Source organism: Roseburia sp. OM03-7AC (genome assembly GCF_003462625.1).
GTDB classification, from domain to species: Bacteria; Bacillota; Clostridia; order Lachnospirales; family Lachnospiraceae; genus Roseburia_C; species Roseburia_C amylophila.
Map to the genome: position 1 here is coordinate 378,277 of NZ_QTZJ01000001.1, position 16,423 is coordinate 394,699.

15 protein-coding genes and 1 tRNA gene are annotated in these 16,423 nt (G+C 40.4%); 9 read left to right on the plus strand and 7 right to left on the minus strand.

The window, feature by feature from the left end; genetic code table 11:
- Positions 1 to 3: 3 nt before the first annotated feature.
- The 5 genes from DXB39_RS01830 to DXB39_RS01850 all read right to left on the minus strand — a co-directional run bounded on the left by DXB39_RS01830 (position 4) and on the right by DXB39_RS01850 (position 3,448).
- Positions 4 to 783: an ABC transporter permease gene (locus tag DXB39_RS01830; RefSeq protein WP_117698573.1), complete on the minus strand. Its 780-nt coding sequence runs from the start codon at positions 781 to 783 to the stop codon at positions 4 to 6.
- Positions 777 to 1,598 carry an ABC transporter permease gene (locus tag DXB39_RS01835; RefSeq protein WP_117841121.1) on the minus strand — a complete coding sequence of 274 codons (822 nt, stop codon included), beginning with the start codon at positions 1,596 to 1,598 and terminating at the stop codon, positions 777 to 779. Before DXB39_RS01835 ends, DXB39_RS01830 begins: the two co-directional genes overlap by 7 nt.
- Positions 1,591 to 2,664, minus strand: coding sequence for a spermidine/putrescine ABC transporter ATP-binding protein (gene potA, locus DXB39_RS01840; protein WP_117698571.1), 1,074 nt, complete (start codon positions 2,662 to 2,664; stop codon positions 1,591 to 1,593). The genes DXB39_RS01835 and potA overlap by 8 nt, the downstream gene beginning before the upstream one ends.
- A gap of 9 nt (positions 2,665 to 2,673) precedes the next feature.
- Positions 2,674 to 3,213, minus strand: a complete 540-nt coding sequence (locus tag DXB39_RS01845; RefSeq protein ID WP_022243215.1) for a helix-turn-helix domain-containing protein — start codon at positions 3,211 to 3,213, stop codon at positions 2,674 to 2,676.
- Between the two features lie 162 nt (positions 3,214 to 3,375).
- Positions 3,376 to 3,448 (minus strand) — tRNA-Thr (locus DXB39_RS01850).
- Positions 3,449 to 3,676: 228 nt separating this feature from the next.
- Here DXB39_RS01850 and DXB39_RS01855 point away from each other — a divergent pair.
- From DXB39_RS01855 to DXB39_RS01865, 3 genes are read left to right on the plus strand one after another with little or no spacing between them, the layout of a single operon-like run.
- Positions 3,677 to 4,117 carry a hypothetical protein gene (locus tag DXB39_RS01855; RefSeq protein ID WP_022243214.1) on the plus strand — a complete coding sequence of 147 codons (441 nt, stop codon included), beginning with the start codon at positions 3,677 to 3,679 and terminating at the stop codon, positions 4,115 to 4,117.
- Positions 4,118 to 4,143: 26 nt separating this feature from the next.
- Positions 4,144 to 5,118: a DHH family phosphoesterase gene (locus tag DXB39_RS01860; RefSeq protein ID WP_117841120.1), complete on the plus strand. Its 975-nt coding sequence runs from the start codon at positions 4,144 to 4,146 to the stop codon at positions 5,116 to 5,118.
- Positions 5,119 to 5,124: 6 nt separating this feature from the next.
- Positions 5,125 to 5,532, plus strand: a complete 408-nt coding sequence (locus DXB39_RS01865) for a hypothetical protein (protein ID WP_022243212.1) — start codon at positions 5,125 to 5,127, stop codon at positions 5,530 to 5,532.
- A gap of 78 nt (positions 5,533 to 5,610) precedes the next feature.
- On the opposite strand, the gene DXB39_RS01870 is transcribed toward DXB39_RS01865, so the two are convergent.
- Together DXB39_RS01870 and DXB39_RS01875 are read right to left on the minus strand one after the other, a co-directional pair.
- Positions 5,611 to 6,408 (minus strand): ABC transporter permease, encoded by a 798-nt coding sequence (locus DXB39_RS01870; protein ID WP_117841119.1) that lies wholly within the window; start codon positions 6,406 to 6,408, stop codon positions 5,611 to 5,613.
- Positions 6,401 to 7,168: an ABC transporter ATP-binding protein gene (locus tag DXB39_RS01875; RefSeq protein WP_117841118.1), complete on the minus strand. Its 768-nt coding sequence runs from the start codon at positions 7,166 to 7,168 to the stop codon at positions 6,401 to 6,403. Before DXB39_RS01875 ends, DXB39_RS01870 begins: the two co-directional genes overlap by 8 nt.
- A 117-nt stretch (positions 7,169 to 7,285) precedes the next feature.
- Between DXB39_RS01875 and DXB39_RS01880 the strand changes: the two genes are divergently transcribed.
- The 6 genes from DXB39_RS01880 to DXB39_RS01905 all read left to right on the plus strand — a co-directional run bounded on the left by DXB39_RS01880 (position 7,286) and on the right by DXB39_RS01905 (position 16,211).
- Positions 7,286 to 7,969 carry an epoxyqueuosine reductase QueH gene (locus DXB39_RS01880; protein ID WP_117841117.1) on the plus strand — a complete coding sequence of 228 codons (684 nt, stop codon included), beginning with the start codon at positions 7,286 to 7,288 and terminating at the stop codon, positions 7,967 to 7,969.
- A 109-nt stretch (positions 7,970 to 8,078) separates the two neighbouring features.
- Positions 8,079 to 9,491 carry an argininosuccinate lyase gene (argH, locus tag DXB39_RS01885; RefSeq protein ID WP_117698565.1) on the plus strand — a complete coding sequence of 471 codons (1,413 nt, stop codon included), beginning with the start codon at positions 8,079 to 8,081 and terminating at the stop codon, positions 9,489 to 9,491.
- A 172-nt stretch (positions 9,492 to 9,663) separates the two neighbouring features.
- Positions 9,664 to 10,749: an aspartate-semialdehyde dehydrogenase gene (gene asd, locus DXB39_RS01890; RefSeq protein WP_117698564.1), complete on the plus strand. Its 1,086-nt coding sequence runs from the start codon at positions 9,664 to 9,666 to the stop codon at positions 10,747 to 10,749.
- A gap of 150 nt (positions 10,750 to 10,899) precedes the next feature.
- Positions 10,900 to 12,261 carry an ATP-binding protein gene (locus DXB39_RS01895; RefSeq protein WP_117841116.1) on the plus strand — a complete coding sequence of 454 codons (1,362 nt, stop codon included), beginning with the start codon at positions 10,900 to 10,902 and terminating at the stop codon, positions 12,259 to 12,261.
- Between the two features lie 106 nt (positions 12,262 to 12,367).
- Positions 12,368 to 15,562, plus strand: a complete 3,195-nt coding sequence (locus DXB39_RS01900; RefSeq protein WP_117841115.1) for a type IA DNA topoisomerase — start codon at positions 12,368 to 12,370, stop codon at positions 15,560 to 15,562.
- Entirely contained in the window at positions 15,540 to 16,211 is a 672-nt protein-coding gene (locus DXB39_RS01905; RefSeq protein WP_117841114.1) for a UDP-N-acetylglucosamine pyrophosphorylase, read from the plus strand. Before DXB39_RS01900 ends, DXB39_RS01905 begins: the two co-directional genes overlap by 23 nt.
- The last annotated feature ends 212 nt before the right edge of the window (positions 16,212 to 16,423 follow it).

A 16,423-nucleotide genomic window follows, 5' to 3' on the forward strand; every position in this document is an offset into this window, starting at 1 on the left:
TTCCTAAGACCTTCCTTTCGCATCCTTGACACTGCGGTAATTCATAATCAGAAGAAGTACCAGTGCAAGGAAGAATAAAATAGTAGATAGCGCATACATCTCAGGAATAATACCTTTACGCAGCTGGGTATAAATCATGGTGGACAATGTATTGACACCGGCACCCTTGGTAAAATAGGTGATGGAGAAATCGTCTAGGGACATTGTCACGGCCATCAGAAAACCGGAGAATACACCAGGCTTGATATCCGGCCATACAATTTTGAAAAATGCATAAAGTGGTGTTGCACCTAAGTCTCTGGCGGCCTCATAGGTATGGGATGAGGTGTTGGAAAGCTTAGGCAGTACATTTAAAATGACATATGGAATGTCAAAGGTAATATGTGCAATCAATACGGTTGATGTTCCAAGCTCTGTAAAGCGGACAAAAAGCAGCATCAGGGAGATGCCGGTAACAATATCTGCATTCAGAAGTGGAATGTTAGTTGCACCAAGCATAATCTGACGGTTCCTTTTCCGCATGGCACTGATTCCGATTGCTGCCATGGTTCCGATTATTGTAGCAATCACGGAAGATGCAACGGTAATCAGAATCGTGGTATAAAAGGCATTCATAATAGTCGGGTCAGAAACAAGATTGCGGTACCATTCTGTCGTAAATCCGCCCCATTTTACACGGGAGAGGGAGTTGTTGAAGGAAAGTACAATCAGAACTCCAATTGGAAGATACAGAAACAGGAAAATAATTGCAAGATAAATTCTTGATAAACTTTTCTTTACCATACTGCATGCCCTCCTGATTCACCGGCACGATTCATAAATGCCATACTGATTAAAACAAAAATCATAAGTACAATGGAAAGTCCGGAACCTAAATTCCAGTAGGAACCCTGCATGAAGGACTGCTCAATAACATTTCCAATGAGAAGTACTTTACCTCCACCTAAAAGGTCTGAAATAACAAAGGAGGTAAGTGCCGGCACGAATACCATAATAATTCCGCTGACAATTCCAGGCAAAGTAAGCGGCAGAATGATACGGAAGAAGGTGATAAAACTGTTGGCACCTAAATCCCTTGCCGCATCTATGGTTTCTTTGCGGATACGTACTATGGAATTGTAAATCGGCATAATCATAAATGGAAGAAAATCATAAATCATGCCAAATACAACGGCTCCCTGGGTATTTAACATATGAAGCTTCGGGATGCCGAAAATGGAAAGAAATCCATTGATAATTCCATTATTGGAAAGTAACATCTGCCATGCTAAAATACGCAGCATAAAATTCATCCACATTGGCAGGACGAAGATAAATACCACAAAGCTCTGATGCTTGATATGAAGACTATTTAATATCATGGCAAGCGGGTAGGAGAGCAGGAGACAGACAATTGTACATAAGATACCAAGCTTTAAGGAAAGCAGGAGTGCTTTTATATGTACCGGGTCTGCAATTGCAGCAATATTTGCCCAGGTAAAACCACCGTCACTGTTGGTGAATGCGTAATATAATATCATCAGAATCGGAAGTACAGTAAATCCAATAATCCAGACCAGATAAGGTCCGGCTAAAAGTCTTTTTCTGGCATTATGCATCGAGTTCCACCGCCTTTTCGTCACTGGATTCCGGTTTATGCATAATCTGGATATTGAAAGGAATTACCTTCATTCCTACATGGCTTCCGGTTTCAAAATATTTGGTGGTATGAACAAGCCATTCATAGCCGCCAGCCATAATTTCGATTTCATAGTGGACACCCTTGAAGATAACAGAAGTAATATCACCATCCATAAAACCGGTGCCGGCTTCTACAATCTCAATATCTTCCGGGCGGATGACTACGTCTACCGGTTTATTATTACCAAAACCGGTGTCGACACATTCGTGCTTGATGCCTAAGAAGCTGACTAATTTATCCTCAATCATGATACCGTCAATGATATTGCTGTCTCCGATAAAGTCGGCAACGAATGCATTTTCCGGCTCATTATAAATATCTTCCGGAGTACCAATTTGCTGGATATAGCCCTGATTCATGACAGCAATGGTGTCTGACATGGTAAGGGCTTCTTCCTGGTCGTGGGTAACATAGATAAAAGTAATGCCAAGTTCATTTTTCAGACGAATCAGTTCGTACTGCATGTCCTGACGCATTTTTAAATCCAGTGCACCCAAAGGCTCGTCTAAAAGGAGCACCTTTGGTTCATTTACAATGGCACGGGCAATGGCAATACGTTGCTGCTGGCCACCGCTTAAGGAATCAATGCTGCGGTTTTCATAACCGTCTAAGTTTACAAGCTTTAAGGCATATTTGATTTTATCCTGAATATAAGCCTTGCTTTTCTTGCTGATTTTTAACCCAAAAGCAATATTTTCTGCAATGCTCATATGGGTAAAAAGTGCGTATTTCTGGAATACGGTATTTAATTTACGCTCATTTGGCGGAAGAGAAGTAATATCTTTTCCATCAAAAATAATACGTCCGGTGTCCGGTGTCTCAAAACCACCGATAAGACGCAGGGTAGTAGTCTTTCCACAGCCGGAAGGTCCCAGCAGTGTTAAGAATTCGTTTTCCTTTACATAAAGATTTAAGTCATCCAAAATCATATTTCCGTCATAAGTTTTGGTAATATTTTCTAATTGTATTAATTTCTTGCCCATCATAACCTCCTAAAAACTTGGTGGGTTTGTAACCCAGATAAGAACGGCATCTTTCCTGCCGGTATTTTCGATATGGTGCTTTTTATTGGACTTAAGATAAAAAGACTCCCCCTGTCTTGCAGTATAAGTACGGGTACCATATATGATTTTAATGGAGCCCTTAAGTACATAGCCGAATTCTTCTCCCTCATGTGGAAGATAGATGTCTGATGTGCCGCCGGGCTTCAGCGTCAGACGTACCGGTTCCATCATATCTTTCTGGGCACCGGGAACCATCCATTCGATTAAGCTCCTGTGTTCCGCATCTTCTTTTTCAAAATAATCTTCATTTTTAAAGACAAGCTGTGCAGGTTCATCATCTGCAAAAAATTCTGCCGGCGTAGTGCCGAGACACTGGATAATATCTAAAAGTGTACCCACGGAAGGAGATGTAAGATTACGCTCTAACTGGGAGATAAATCCTTTGGATAATTCCAGACGGTCAGCCAGTTCCTGCTGGGTGAGACCGTAGAGAATCCGCAGCTCCTTGATTTTATTTCCAATATCCATTTTGTACTTCCTTTCCATGAAAAGTGATTTTACATAGTTTTTACAAAATGAAGCTAATAATGTATTTGAAGTTTAATAATAATAAACTCACTAAGGAGTATTATGAGAAATTGAAAGAGAAATGTCAATACTATTTTTAGATTATTTTTAGACAACAAAAAAAGCTCCCGAGGGGACTCGAACCCCTGACCTACGCATTACGAATGCGCCGCTCTACCAACTGAGCCACGGAAGCAGAATAATCTGGTTATATGCGAAATAGAATATTTTCCTCAGACAACCCTTTATTTATTAAAATCATACTATAATATTATATATAGAAAAAAATAAATTTGCAATGTTTTTTTGAAAAAAGTTGTTCTTTCAAAGGTTACTTGGTATAATGGGCGTAGATGTGTAAGAACCGGAGAAAGATGAACCGGCTTATGAAAAGGGAAATCATTACAAGGAGGAAGTTTTTTTCATGGAAGTGAAGGAATTTGTTTCAGGGGGAAAGAAAACTGAGGACAGTAAGAAGAATATGAAGAAGAAAATCAACAGCGCAAAGAAAAATTATGCAAAGAAGAACAGTCAGTTTACGATTGCAGAATTAAAGGAAAACAGCGCGCTGATTATGTTATGTGTATTTGTGGTTTTTGCCGTATTGGAAATTGTACTGGGTATACTGGTATGGAAGATGCCGGTAGTGAGCGTATGTATTGTAGTGTTGATTGAAGCGGGACTTGCTGCATGTCTGCATAACCTTCCTGTCTGGCTGCATGGAATTGTTGCAGCAGCAGAGATTGTCGTTGGAATAATTTCCGGTAAAGTAATATTTATGCTGATTGGAATTTTATGCTATGGGGCAGCTTTGTTTGCATTGAAATTCCAGAAGGAAAATAATCCGCTTTCTATATTAAAATAAGAAGAAATCATACCAGGAGATAAAACATGGATCCCTTACAATTAGTAGAGTTATTAAGAGGACACAGAACTTATATTCAGACACATAATTTTCCAGATCCGGATGCGATTGCCAGTGCCTTTGGCTTACAGCATTTTTTAAATTACCATGGGATTAAAGCAGATATCTGTTATGATGGTAAGATTGAACGCCTGAGTACAAGAAAGATGTTTGACACATTTCATATTGATATTTTGTCTAAAGAAGATTTGGATGATATGAAGAAAGAGGACTATATTGTTACCGTAGACTCACAGAAATATAATGCGAATCTGACCGATTTTATCGGAGATGAGGTGGCATGTATTGACCATCATCCGACAGTAATTGCTTGTGAATATGCTTATAAAGATGTGCGCCGTGTAGGAGCCTGTGCCACTATGATTGCAGAGTATTTTTATCTTACCAATACACCAATGAGCCGGCATGTGGCGGCAGCACTTGCATATGGTATCAAGATGGATACGGATGACTTTGTCCGGGGTACAACAAAGCTTGATGTGGATATGTTTGCATACATCTATCCGATGGCAGATGTGGAAGAGTTAAAATCCATGTATGTAAATGTAATGGAGTTTTCTGATTTAAAGGCATATGGTGCAGCAATCGATAACATCCACATTTATGATGATGTGGGATTTGCATCCATTCCGTTTGATTGTCCGGATGCACTGATTGCAATTATTTCAGACTTTATTTTATCTCTTGATGTAGTTAATATTTCCGTGATTTATGCAATCCGTTCTGACGGCATTAAGTTTTCTGTCCGGAGTGCATTAAATCGTGTAGATGCCGGAAGAGTTGTAGCAAAGGCATTAGAAGATTATGGAAATGGTGGCGGACATCCGGCAATGGCTGGCGGCTTCATTCCAAAGAAGAATGTGGAAAAGTTGGAACTGGACCGGGATTATAAATTAGAAATGCTGTTCTTAGAGCAGATCAAGGCAGAAGAAGGAAGGTAAGATACCATGGCAGAAAATCAGGTGAAGATAACCTATCATATTTATCTTGAGGCAGAGGATGTATCCCAGTCGAGAATTTTATCCAGTACCTCTTATGTAAAGAACTTATTTAAAAATTGCGGCAATCATTATTTTCAGGGTGTAGATTTTGATGATGAAAGTGATTTGGATGATTTTACCCTGCGTCTCTTTGTGGAGCAGGAAATCTTAGAAGAAGAGTGCAGCGTAGAGGCAGATGCAAAAGACTTTCCGGCAGATATGGCAGAATTCCTGGATAATATAGCCCAGGCACATTCTTTCCTTGATATGGAAGGTGATTTTACCGTGGAATATCAGGGCGAGAAAGTAAGTTTTAAGTTTGCTTCTGAAGCAGGTGCAGATTACTGTGACTTTGAAGAAATCGAAGAAGCATAAAAATTCATAAGTAATTTCCTGTAAAGTAAGAAAGAGAAAGGCAGTATGAAGAGCAGGTGCAATTCATACCGCCTTTCTTTATTTCCTCTTTAAGCAGAGCTTCTCAAAACTTCCAATCAGCTGATAGAGCAGCATGGCAATGAGACAGAGAATCAGAATCGATAAGATGACCCAGTCTAATTTAAAAACCTGGCTGCCATAAATAATAAGATAGCCTAAGCCTTTTTTTGCTGCAATAAATTCACCGATGATAACACCAACCAGACAAAGACCGATGTTGACTTTCATAATAGAAAGCAGGGTGGGAACACAGCCCGGCAGCATAATTTTAAACATGACATCATTACGGGTGCCGCCTAATGTCTTTATCAGAAGAATCTTTTCTTTATCCATATCACAAAAAGCAGTGTAAAGACTCAGAATAGAGCCAAAGATAGCTACGGACATACCGGTGATGATAATGGTCTTGTAATTGCCGCCCAGCCATACAATCAGCAGTGGAGCCAGCGCGGATTTTGGCAGGGAATTTAAAACCACAAGATAAGGCTCTAAGGTTTCGGATAAGGTTTTGGAAAACCAGAGGATTGTAGCAATCAGTAATGTTAAAATAATAACAAAGAAAAAGCTGCTTAAGGTTTCAAACAGGGTGATTCCAATGTGATAAAGGAGCTTCTGACCGGTAATCATCTGGTAGAAGCAGATGATAAGTCTGGTGGGACTGCTGAAAATAAAAGGGTCGATTTTTCCATATCTGGCACAAAGCTCCCATTGCAATAGAAAGACAATAAGAATCAGGATGCGACAGATTTTTATTTTAAGCTGATGCCTGCGGCATTGCCGTAAGTACATAAGCTGTGCAGAGGATGGGTTATTCATTTTGATTAAATTCCTTCCATATTAAGTTAAAATAGGATTTAAAATGGCTGTCATTCCGTTTCTCTAAAGGCGTAAGATCTGACTCAAAGGAAACGGGTATAATGGAGCGGATTGTGCCCGGCCGGTGGCTTAAGACAATGACACGGTCTCCCATGGAAATTGCTTCGGATAAATCATGGGTTACAAGAATGGCGGTTTTATGTTCCTGCCGCAGAATGGTACCGATGTCATTGCTGACATTAAGGCGGGTCTGATAATCTAATGCCGAGAAGGGTTCATCTAAGAGAAGCAGCTCCGGGCGAAGTACCAGGGTCCGAATCAGGGCAGCCCGCTGCCGCATGCCGCCGGAAAGCTCAGAAGGACGTTTTGCAGCAAAATCGGCAAGTCCATAAGTTTCTAACAGCCGGCTGGCATAAGCAAGATTTTCTGGTGTCATTTTGTGCTGGATTTCCAGCCCTAATTGGATATTGGATGCGATGGTACGCCACTCTAAGAGATGGTCTTTCTGGAGCATGTATCCCATATTTAAGATATCCTTTGACTGCAGGGGGTGTCCCATGAAGGAAATGCTGCCGCCGGATGGGACAAGGAGACCGCAGATAAGGGATAAAAGTGTTGATTTGCCACATCCACTGGGACCTACAATAGCAACAAATTCTCCATTGGATAAAGTAAAACTGATATTGGACAGAGCCTTGGTTTCGCCGTCTTTCGTATGATAAATATAATCTATATTGGACAATTCAAGGATGGAGCACATGGTATTCACCTGATAGAAGTTTATAGGATAATATATGTGAAAAAATGAGATTGGTCACCCGGATTGACAGAAGAAAAGGATAGATTATAATAGGAACAGAATCGACAGAAATTTTGAATGGGAAAGGTAAATGCGATGAAAGAAAATTACCAGAAAATATTAGATGAAACGATTGCCGGATTAGAAGAAAGAGGAGAAGTTCCGAAACTTTTACTTCATAGCTGCTGTGCACCCTGCAGTTCTTATGTATTAGAGTATCTTTCCAACTATTTTTATATTACGGTGTTGTACTATAATCCCAATATTTATCCTGAGGATGAATACTATCACAGAGCAGCGGAGCAGAAACGCTTTATTAAAGAATTTCCAACGAAATATGCGGTCTCCTTTGTGGAAGGAAACTTTGAACCGGAGCGTTTTTATGAAACAGTAAAAGGTTATGAAAATATCCGGGAGGGTGGCGAACGGTGTTTCCACTGCTATGAATTAAGACTGCGGGAAGCGGCAGAGTATGCGAAAAAATTAAATTGTGATTATTTTACGACAACGCTGTCTATCAGTCCCATGAAGAATGCTGCAAAGTTAAATGAGATTGGCGGAAGGCTGGCAGAAGAATATGATATTCGTTATTTATATTCGGATTTTAAGAAACGGGATGGCTATAAGCGTTCTACCGTAATTTCGGCAGAGTATGGCATGTACCGGCAGGATTATTGTGGCTGTGTATTTTCGAAGCGGGAGCGGGAAGAACAGAAAAGAGAACGTGCGGCACAGGAAAGTGAGCAAGCAGTACAGGAGTGATTTCTTCTGGTTGTCATTTTATGAAAAATAAGGTATACTTTCAGAAGTTAGTTATGGATTTTTGTTTAGAATAAGTACGGACATCCGTATGGAAAGAGAGGATAAAAGAGTGGCACAGTTATGGGGCGGACGCTTTACCAAAGAGACAGACAAGCTCGTTTACAATTTTAATGCGTCTATATCATTTGATCAGAAATTCTATAAACAGGATATGGAAGGCAGCATTGCACATGTGAAAATGCTTGGAAAACAGGGCATTTTAACAGAGAAAGAAATGCAGGATATTGTAGACTGTTTAAAAGAAATTTTAAAAGAAGTAGAAGAAGGAAAGCTTATTATTACCGATGAATACGAAGATATTCACAGCTTTGTAGAGGCAAAGCTCATTGACCGTCTGGGAGATACCGGTAAGAAATTACATACCGGACGAAGCAGAAATGACCAGGTTGCACTGGACATGCGTCTTTATACCAGACAGGAAGTATTGCATACTGACAAGCTGGTAAAAGAACTTCTTGAGACCATTCTTAAGATTATGGAAGAAAATACCGAGACGATTATGCCGGGATTTACCCATCTTCAGAAAGCACAGCCGATTACACTGGCACATCATATGGGAGCTTATTTTGAGATGTTCCGCCGTGACAGACTCCGCCTGCAGGATATTTTTAAGAGAATGAATTACTGTCCGTTAGGTTCCGGTGCCCTGGCAGGAACTACTTATCCATTAGACCGTGAATATACTGCAGAATTACTTGGTTTCTATGGACCAACCTTAAACAGTATGGATGGCGTATCAGACCGTGACTACTTAATCGAATTTTTATCCGCATTATCAACGATTATGATGCATTTAAGCCGTTTCTCCGAAGAAGTTATCATCTGGAATTCCAATGAATATCAGTTTGTAGAGATTGACGATGCATACAGCACCGGAAGCAGCATTATGCCACAGAAGAAAAATCCGGATATTGCAGAATTGGTACGTGGAAAGACCGGAAGAGTGTATGGTGCACTGATGTCATTGCTTACTACAATGAAGGGAATTCCCCTTGCGTATAATAAAGATATGCAGGAAGACAAGGAGCTTTCCTTTGATGCCATGGATACTGCAAAAGGCTGTCTGGCACTCTTTAACGGTATGCTCGCAACTATGAAATTCAATAAAGAAAAAATGCATGACAGTGCCAACAAGGGATTTACCAATGCGACAGATGCAGCAGATTATCTGGTAAATCATGGCGTTCCTTTCCGTGATGCCCACGGTATTGTAGGAAGAATCGTGCTTTATTGTCTGGATAAGAAGATTGCCATTGATGATATGTCATTGGATGAGTTAAAGGCAATCTGTCCGGTATTTGAAGAAGATATCTATGAAGCAATTTCCATGGAAACCTGTGTTAATAAACGTCTGACTGTTGGTGCGCCTGGTAAAGACGCAATGGAAAAAGTCATTGCATTGCATAAGGAATATCTGTCAAAGGACTGGCAGGATGAGTTGAATCTGCCGGAAGAGGCGTAGAAAATAAGTAGCTTATTTTAAAAAATTGGTACATATGTATAAGAAAAATGCAATTCACTTAGTAATTTTTGATAAATTGTGAATTGCATTTTTTGTATAAATAGGATAGTATATTTATCAGAAAGACAACTGTTCGCGATAGACGAACATAAAAACGTGAGGAGAAAAAGAAATGAGCAGCAAATTAAAAGTCGGTATTTTAGGTGGAACAGGAATGGTAGGTCAGAGATTTATCTCTCTTCTGGAGAATCATCCATGGTTTGAGGTAACTACAATTGCAGCAAGCCCAAGAAGTGCAGGAAAGACCTATGCAGAAGCAGTTGGAGATCGTTGGAAAATGGATACTCCAATGCCGGAAGCCGTTAAAAATATTGTAGTAAAGAATGTTAATGAAGTAGAAAATGTTGCAGCAGAAGTTGATTTCGTATTCAGTGCTGTAGATATGACTAAAGATGAAATCAAAGCAATTGAAGAAGCATATGCTAAGACAGAGACTCCTGTTGTTTCGAACAACAGTGCACACAGATGGACACCGGATGTTCCTATGGTAGTACCTGAAATCAATCCGGAACATATGAAAGTAATCGAATTCCAGCGCAAGAGACTGGGAACCAAGAGAGGATTTGTTGCAGTAAAACCAAACTGCTCCATCCAGAGTTATGCTCCTGTTCTTACAGCATGGAAAGAGTTTGAACCATATGAAGTAGTAGCAACTACCTATCAGGCAATTTCCGGTGCCGGAAAAACCTTTAAGGACTGGCCGGAAATGGTTGGAAATATTATCCCATACATCGGTGGAGAGGAAGAAAAATCCGAAAAAGAGCCGCTTCGTATCTGGGGTGAAATCAAAGATGGTGTTATCGTACCTGCTACATCACCGGTTATTACCTGCCAGTGTATCCGTGTTCCGGTATTAAACGGACATACAGCAGCTGTATTTGTTAAGTTCAAAAAGAACCCTACAAAAGAGCAGTTAATCGAAAAATTAGTAAACTTCAAGGGAGTACCACAGGAATTAAATCTTCCAAGTGCACCAAAGCAGTTTATCCAGTACTTAGAAGAAGACAACAGACCGCAGGTTTCTATGGATGTTAACTATGAAAACGGTATGGGAATCAGTGTTGGACGTCTTCGTGAGGACACCGTATATGATTGGAAATTCGTAGGATTATCCCACAATACCGTACGTGGTGCGGCTGGTGGAGCTGTTCTTTGCGCAGAACTTTTAAAAGCACAGGGTTACATTACCGCAAAATAAGCAGCAAAATATGTAACAAAATGAAGACAGAAAAGAATGTGCCTTGGCACATTCTTTTTTATCGTTTTGGCGTTGATAGAAAAATTAAAATGTGATATTATTTTTGTTAGAGTGACTTCTTAAAATTAGAAATTCTGGAGGATATTACTAATGATGATTCAGACATCCGAATTAAAGAAATTAGAAGAGGTATATGGACAGTCCGGCAATCAGATTGTTCTTTTATATGGAAGAGATAACTGCCAGAAAGAGCAGTTGATAAAAGAATTCTGTAAGGAGAAAAAGTTTTTTTACTATCGCGCCAGACAGGCATCCGAAAGGGAACAGGTTTTGCAGATGGGGCAGGAAGTGGAAACAAAATACGGAATTCGTCTGACACGCTATAGTTATGATGAATTCTTTAACCGCATCAAGAGTGGAGACCCGACCAAGCTTGTGGTTGTTATTGATGAATTCCAGTATATTGCCAGAAAAGATGTCGGCTTTATGAACAGCATTCTGAAACTGAAAGCAAAGAAATTATATCCGGGTCCTGTTATGATTATTCTGACCAGCTCTTCACTGGTATGGGTAGAGGAAGACTGCAGAGAAAAATATGGTGAATACTTAAAGAAGGTAGACGCAGCCATCCGCATGGAGGATGCGACATTTCTTGATGTGGTTCGACATTTCCCGGAATATGGAACCAGTCAGGCAGTGCAGGTCTATGGAATTATTGGAGGTGTGCCGGGTTATCTTACACGCTGGAACTCCAAAAAGAGTATTAAGGAAAATGTCTGTCGGCATATTTTGTCTCCGGATGGTTTCCTGTTCCATGAGGCGGAAAATTATATCAGCATTGAATTAAGAGAACTTTCTGTATATAATACAATACTTGCAGCATTGGCTTCGGGAAATAATAAGCTGAATGACCTCTTTTTAAAGACAGGCTTCTCCAGAGCAAAAATCAGTGTCTACATGAAGAATCTGATGGCATTTGATGTGGTAGAAAAGGTGGTTTCCTTTGATACCGGTGGCTGGGAGAATACGAAAAAGGGTGTTTACCGCATTGCCAATACTTATGTGAATTTCTGGTTCCGTTTTGTCTATCCACATTTATCGGACTTATATATGATGGCACCGGAAGAATTTTATGATACTTATATTGAAAAAGATTTAGATGACTATATGAACCGTTATTTTGTCAAGGTCTGCCGGGAATATCTGACTTTATTAAATCGTATTGGTAAACTTCCGATTGACATTCACCGGATTGGAACCTGGGTTGGAAAGAAAGGCAATATCGATATTGTCGCCCAGAACAGTGTCCGTGAGAGTATTGTCGGAATCTGTAACTGGTCAGAGCCTTATATGACCCGCTTGTCAGGTGAAGCATTGCTTGATAATCTGAAACAGGCAAAAATTTCCGCAAAATATCTTTATATGTTTTCCGCACAGGAATTTGCAGAGGATTTAAAACAGATGGCAGAAGAAGATAAAAGATTTGTCCTGATCGATATGAAGGAATTATAAAGTGCCGGAAAGCTAAAAATGACAGTAAAGTCAAAATGATAGTAAAGTCAAATGATTGAAAAAGACAAAATAATAGAAAAGGCACAGAAATTGGAGGAAATAACGGTTGGGTAAGTCGTTAATTATCACGGAGAAACCAAGTGTTGCCCGGGAATTTGCACGAATTCTTGGTGTATCCGGCAGAAATGACGGATATATCGAAGACAGTCACTATGCCATTACCTGGTGTGTTGGTCATCTGGTGGAAATGGTATATCCGGAAGAATATGATATAAAATATAAGAAGTGGAAGTTAGAAGACCTTCCATTTCTTCCGAAAGATTATAAATATAATGTCATACCATCTGTAAGCAAACAGTATGACATTGTACATAAGCTCTTACACCGGGAAGATATTGATACCGTTTACTGGGCAGGCGATGCCGGAAAAGAAGGACAGACCATTGAAGAGAATATCCGGCGGTTTGGCGGAGTCCGTGAAGGTATGAAAGAGCTGCGGGTATGGATAGATTCGCAGACGGAGGAAGAAATTAAAAGAGGAATTGCGGAAGCAAGACCAATGTCGGATTATGATAATCTTGCTAATTCCGGGATTATGCGTACCATTGAAGACTATGCCATGGGAATTAATTTTTCCCGTGTCATGTCTGTAAAATATGGAAATCTTTTAAATGATGCTGCAGGAACCAAGTCCTATACTGCAATTGCAGTTGGCCGTGTCATGACCTGTGTACTTGGCATGGTTGTAATCCGGGAGCGGGAAATCCGTAATTTCGTAGAGACACCATTTTACCGGGTGGTGGGAAATTTCTTTGATGCAGAGATAGAAGGTGAATGGAAAGCGGTAGAAGGTTCTTCTTATTATGCATCTCCGTTGCTTTATAAAGAGAATGGATTCAAAGAAAAAGTACATGCAGAAAAATTAATTAAAGATTTAACTAATAAAACAGCAATTGTAAAAACAGTAGATAAAGCAATTTCAAAGAAACGTGCACCGCTTTTATTTAACTTGGCGGAGCTTCAGGCAGAGTGCTCGAAAAGGTTTAAAATCAGCCCGGACGAGACGCTGCAGGTGGCACAGGATTTATATGAAAGAAAGCTGACTACTTATCCGAGAACGGATGCCAGAGTGTTATCTTCTGCCGTTGCAAAAGAAATCAGTAAGAATATCAGAGGACTCCGTTTCTTTGAGCCTGTTGCTCCTTTTGTGCAAAATATTGTGGAGCATGGTTTATATAAAAATATCGGAAAGAGCAGTTATACCGATGACAGTAAGATTACAGACCATTATGCTATTGTTCCAACCGGACAGGTCAATGAATATAAGTCGCTGACGGAATTGCAGAAGCGGGTCTATGAACTGATCGTGCGGCGTTTCTTAAGTATTTTCTATCCGCCGGCACAGTATCAGACGGTAAAGCTGACCATCGGAATTGAAAAGGAATCTTTCTTTGCCGGAGCAAAAGTATTAAAGGTTCCCGGATATCTTGAAATTGCCGGAAGACCGGATACCAAAGAAAAACGGGAAAAGGAAGATGGTGACGGAGAAGAAAACAATCCGAAGAACAGCGCAGCATTACTAAAACTTGCAGATAGTCTCAAAGAAGGAGATACCGCAGAAGTAAAAGAATTTCTGGTAAAAGAGGGAAAGACTTCTCCACCAAAGCGTTATACTTCAGGTTCCATGGTGCTTGCCATGGAAAATGCGGGACAGTTAATCGAGGAAGAGGAATTAAGAGAACAGATTAAAGGCTCCGGAATTGGAACCTCTGCTACAAGGGCAGAAATCATCAAGAAGCTGGTGCGTATCGGCTACCTTGCTTTGAATAAGAAAACACAGGTGCTGACGCCGGAAGCCTTAGGCGAGATGGTTTATGAAGTGGTGAATATGACTGTTCCGGCACTTTTGAATCCGAAGATGACCGCTTCCTGGGAAAAGGGCTTGGATGGCATTACCCAGGGAACGGTTCCGATGGAAGATTATCGGGAGAAGTTAGAGGAATTTATCCGGAAAGAAACCGTTTCCATGATAAATGAAAATCTCACCAGCCAGATTGCCGGTCAGATTCGTCCATTGGCTGGCAGCAATGCCAAAGATATGAAGGCAAGGGTTAAAATCGGAGCAACCTGTCCGGTCTGTGGCGGCGAGATTGAGACTACCCCTTTTGGTTATGGCTGCTCGAATTATAATAAAGATGGCAGTGGCTGCCGTTTTGCTATTGGTTCCATCGCCGGAAGAGAGCTTAACGATGAAGAAGTAAAGCAGTTATTAAGCGAAGGCAGAACCGGAGTCTTAAAGGGATTTACTTCGAAGAATAAGAAGAAGTTTTCTGCCTGCCTTGTGATGACAAAGGATGAAGAAGGAAAACCGAATATAACCTTTGATTTTTCACAGAATGAACCGGAGACCATAGAGGGCGTAAGTTGTCCGTTGTGTGGCGGAGCAATAGAAATAAAGCCATTTGGTTATGGCTGTGCCAATTATAAAGCGGAAGATGAGTCTGGCTGCCGGTTTGCCATTGGCAAAATAGCCGGGAAAGATTTAAATACCGCCCAGGTGAAGGAGCTTCTGACCAATGGAAGAACCGGAACGATTCGCGGATTTACTTCAAAGAATAAGAAGAAATTTGATGCCTGCCTGATGCTTGGAGAAGATGAGAATGGAAAGAAAGTCCTGAAATTTGATTTTGAGCATGTGGAAGCAAAGAAGGTAAAAGATGTAAAATGTCCACTGTGTCAGGGTGATATTGTGCAGACGCCATTTGGCTATGGCTGTGCCAATTATGACAGAAACAAAGAGGACAGCTGCCGTTTCTCAATCGGTAAAATAGCCGGAGTAAAATTAAAGGAAACTCAGGTAAAAGCACTTTTACTGACAGGAAAGACAGAAATTATAACAGGATTTAAATCTAAGAATGGCAAGAAATTTGATGCACCATTGAAGCTTACCGAGGATGGACGCATTGAATTTGACTTTCCGGAGCGTCCGAAACCGGAAGAGACAAAAGTAAAATGTCCAAAGTGTGGGGCATTGTTAAAGAAAAGCCAGTGGTACTATGAATGTGACTGCGGATTCCGGGTGAACCGTTACGTAGCAAAGGTGGAACTGGCTGAAGAAGTGTTAGAAGAGCTTTTTACAAAAGGATATACCACTAAAAAAATAACCGGATTTACTTCGAAAGCAGGAAATGTATTTGATACCTGTCTGAAGTTTGAAGAGGATGAAATTCGTTTTGATTTTGACCGGAAACCGGAAGAAGAAAGAGAGGAAGAGAAAGATGGAACAGTGCAAAATCAGTAATATGTATACATTAGAGGAGACAATCGCAAAGGATTATCTTGCACAATTTACTTATCCGTGGGAGGCACTTGCCGGAATCGGAGATTATATCAAAGAACTGGGAAAAACATTGAATCCGGATGTTTATGAACAGAAGGGTGAGGATATCTGGGTGGCAAAATCCGCTGCCGTGGCACCGACAGCATGTTTAAATGGTCCTTTAATTATTGATGAAAATGCTGAAATACGACACTGTGCATTCATTCGTGGAAATGCAATTGTCGGAAAAGGAACGGTGGTAGGCAATTCTACCGAGTTAAAGAATGTCATTCTTTTTAATTCCGTGCAGGTACCACACTATAATTATGTGGGAGATTCTATTTTAGGATACAAGTCACACATGGGAGCAGGTTCCATCACATCCAATGTAAAATCCGATAAGACACTGGTGGTAGTAAAATCTGCTGATGAGAAGATGGAAACCGGACGTAAGAAATTTGGTGCCATGTTAGGAGATTTTGTAGAGGTCGGCTGTAATTCCGTATTGAATCCGGGAACGGTCATCGGACCACATACCAATATTTATCCGCTTTCCCCGGTACGTGGAGTAGTTCCGGCGCATTCTATTTATAAGAATAAGAATGAAATTGTAAGTAAAGCAGAAGGTTAAACGGATGGAAATTTACCCGCAGAAGTTACCTGCGGTAGCTGCTTGCAGAAAAATGACAATAGAAAATTAAGAAATGAATGGTTGACAAAAACAGCTGTATGCATTACTGTATTAATTAAGTAATACATACGGCTGCTTTTTAGTTGGACGAGAACTTTGAAAAGAGTGTTTCTCGCAGTATATACGGGAAGCTTACAAAGAGTGTTTCTCGT

Bases quoted from the DNA above. Each gene is read 5' to 3' on its own strand.
- DXB39_RS01855 (WP_022243214.1), top strand. From the start codon at position 3,677: ATGGAAGTGAAGGAATTTGTTTCAGGGGGAAAGAAAACTGAGGACAGT.
- potA (WP_117698571.1), bottom strand. From the start codon at position 2,664: ATGGGCAAGAAATTAATACAATTAGAAAATATTACCAAAACTTATGAC.
- DXB39_RS01895 (WP_117841116.1), top strand. From the start codon at position 10,900: ATGATGATTCAGACATCCGAATTAAAGAAATTAGAAGAGGTATATGGA.
- DXB39_RS01865 (WP_022243212.1), top strand. From the start codon at position 5,125: ATGGCAGAAAATCAGGTGAAGATAACCTATCATATTTATCTTGAGGCA.
- DXB39_RS01880 (WP_117841117.1), top strand. From the start codon at position 7,286: ATGGGAAAGGTAAATGCGATGAAAGAAAATTACCAGAAAATATTAGAT.
- DXB39_RS01845 (WP_022243215.1), bottom strand. From the start codon at position 3,213: ATGGATATTGGAAATAAAATCAAGGAGCTGCGGATTCTCTACGGTCTC.
- DXB39_RS01830 (WP_117698573.1), bottom strand. From the start codon at position 783: ATGGTAAAGAAAAGTTTATCAAGAATTTATCTTGCAATTATTTTCCTG.
- DXB39_RS01870 (WP_117841119.1), bottom strand. From the start codon at position 6,408: ATGAATAACCCATCCTCTGCACAGCTTATGTACTTACGGCAATGCCGC.
- asd (WP_117698564.1), top strand. From the start codon at position 9,664: ATGAGCAGCAAATTAAAAGTCGGTATTTTAGGTGGAACAGGAATGGTA.
- DXB39_RS01905 (WP_117841114.1), top strand. From the start codon at position 15,540: ATGGAACAGTGCAAAATCAGTAATATGTATACATTAGAGGAGACAATC.
- DXB39_RS01860 (WP_117841120.1), top strand. From the start codon at position 4,144: ATGGATCCCTTACAATTAGTAGAGTTATTAAGAGGACACAGAACTTAT.
- DXB39_RS01875 (WP_117841118.1), bottom strand. From the start codon at position 7,168: ATGTGCTCCATCCTTGAATTGTCCAATATAGATTATATTTATCATACG.
- DXB39_RS01835 (WP_117841121.1), bottom strand. From the start codon at position 1,598: ATGCATAATGCCAGAAAAAGACTTTTAGCCGGACCTTATCTGGTCTGG.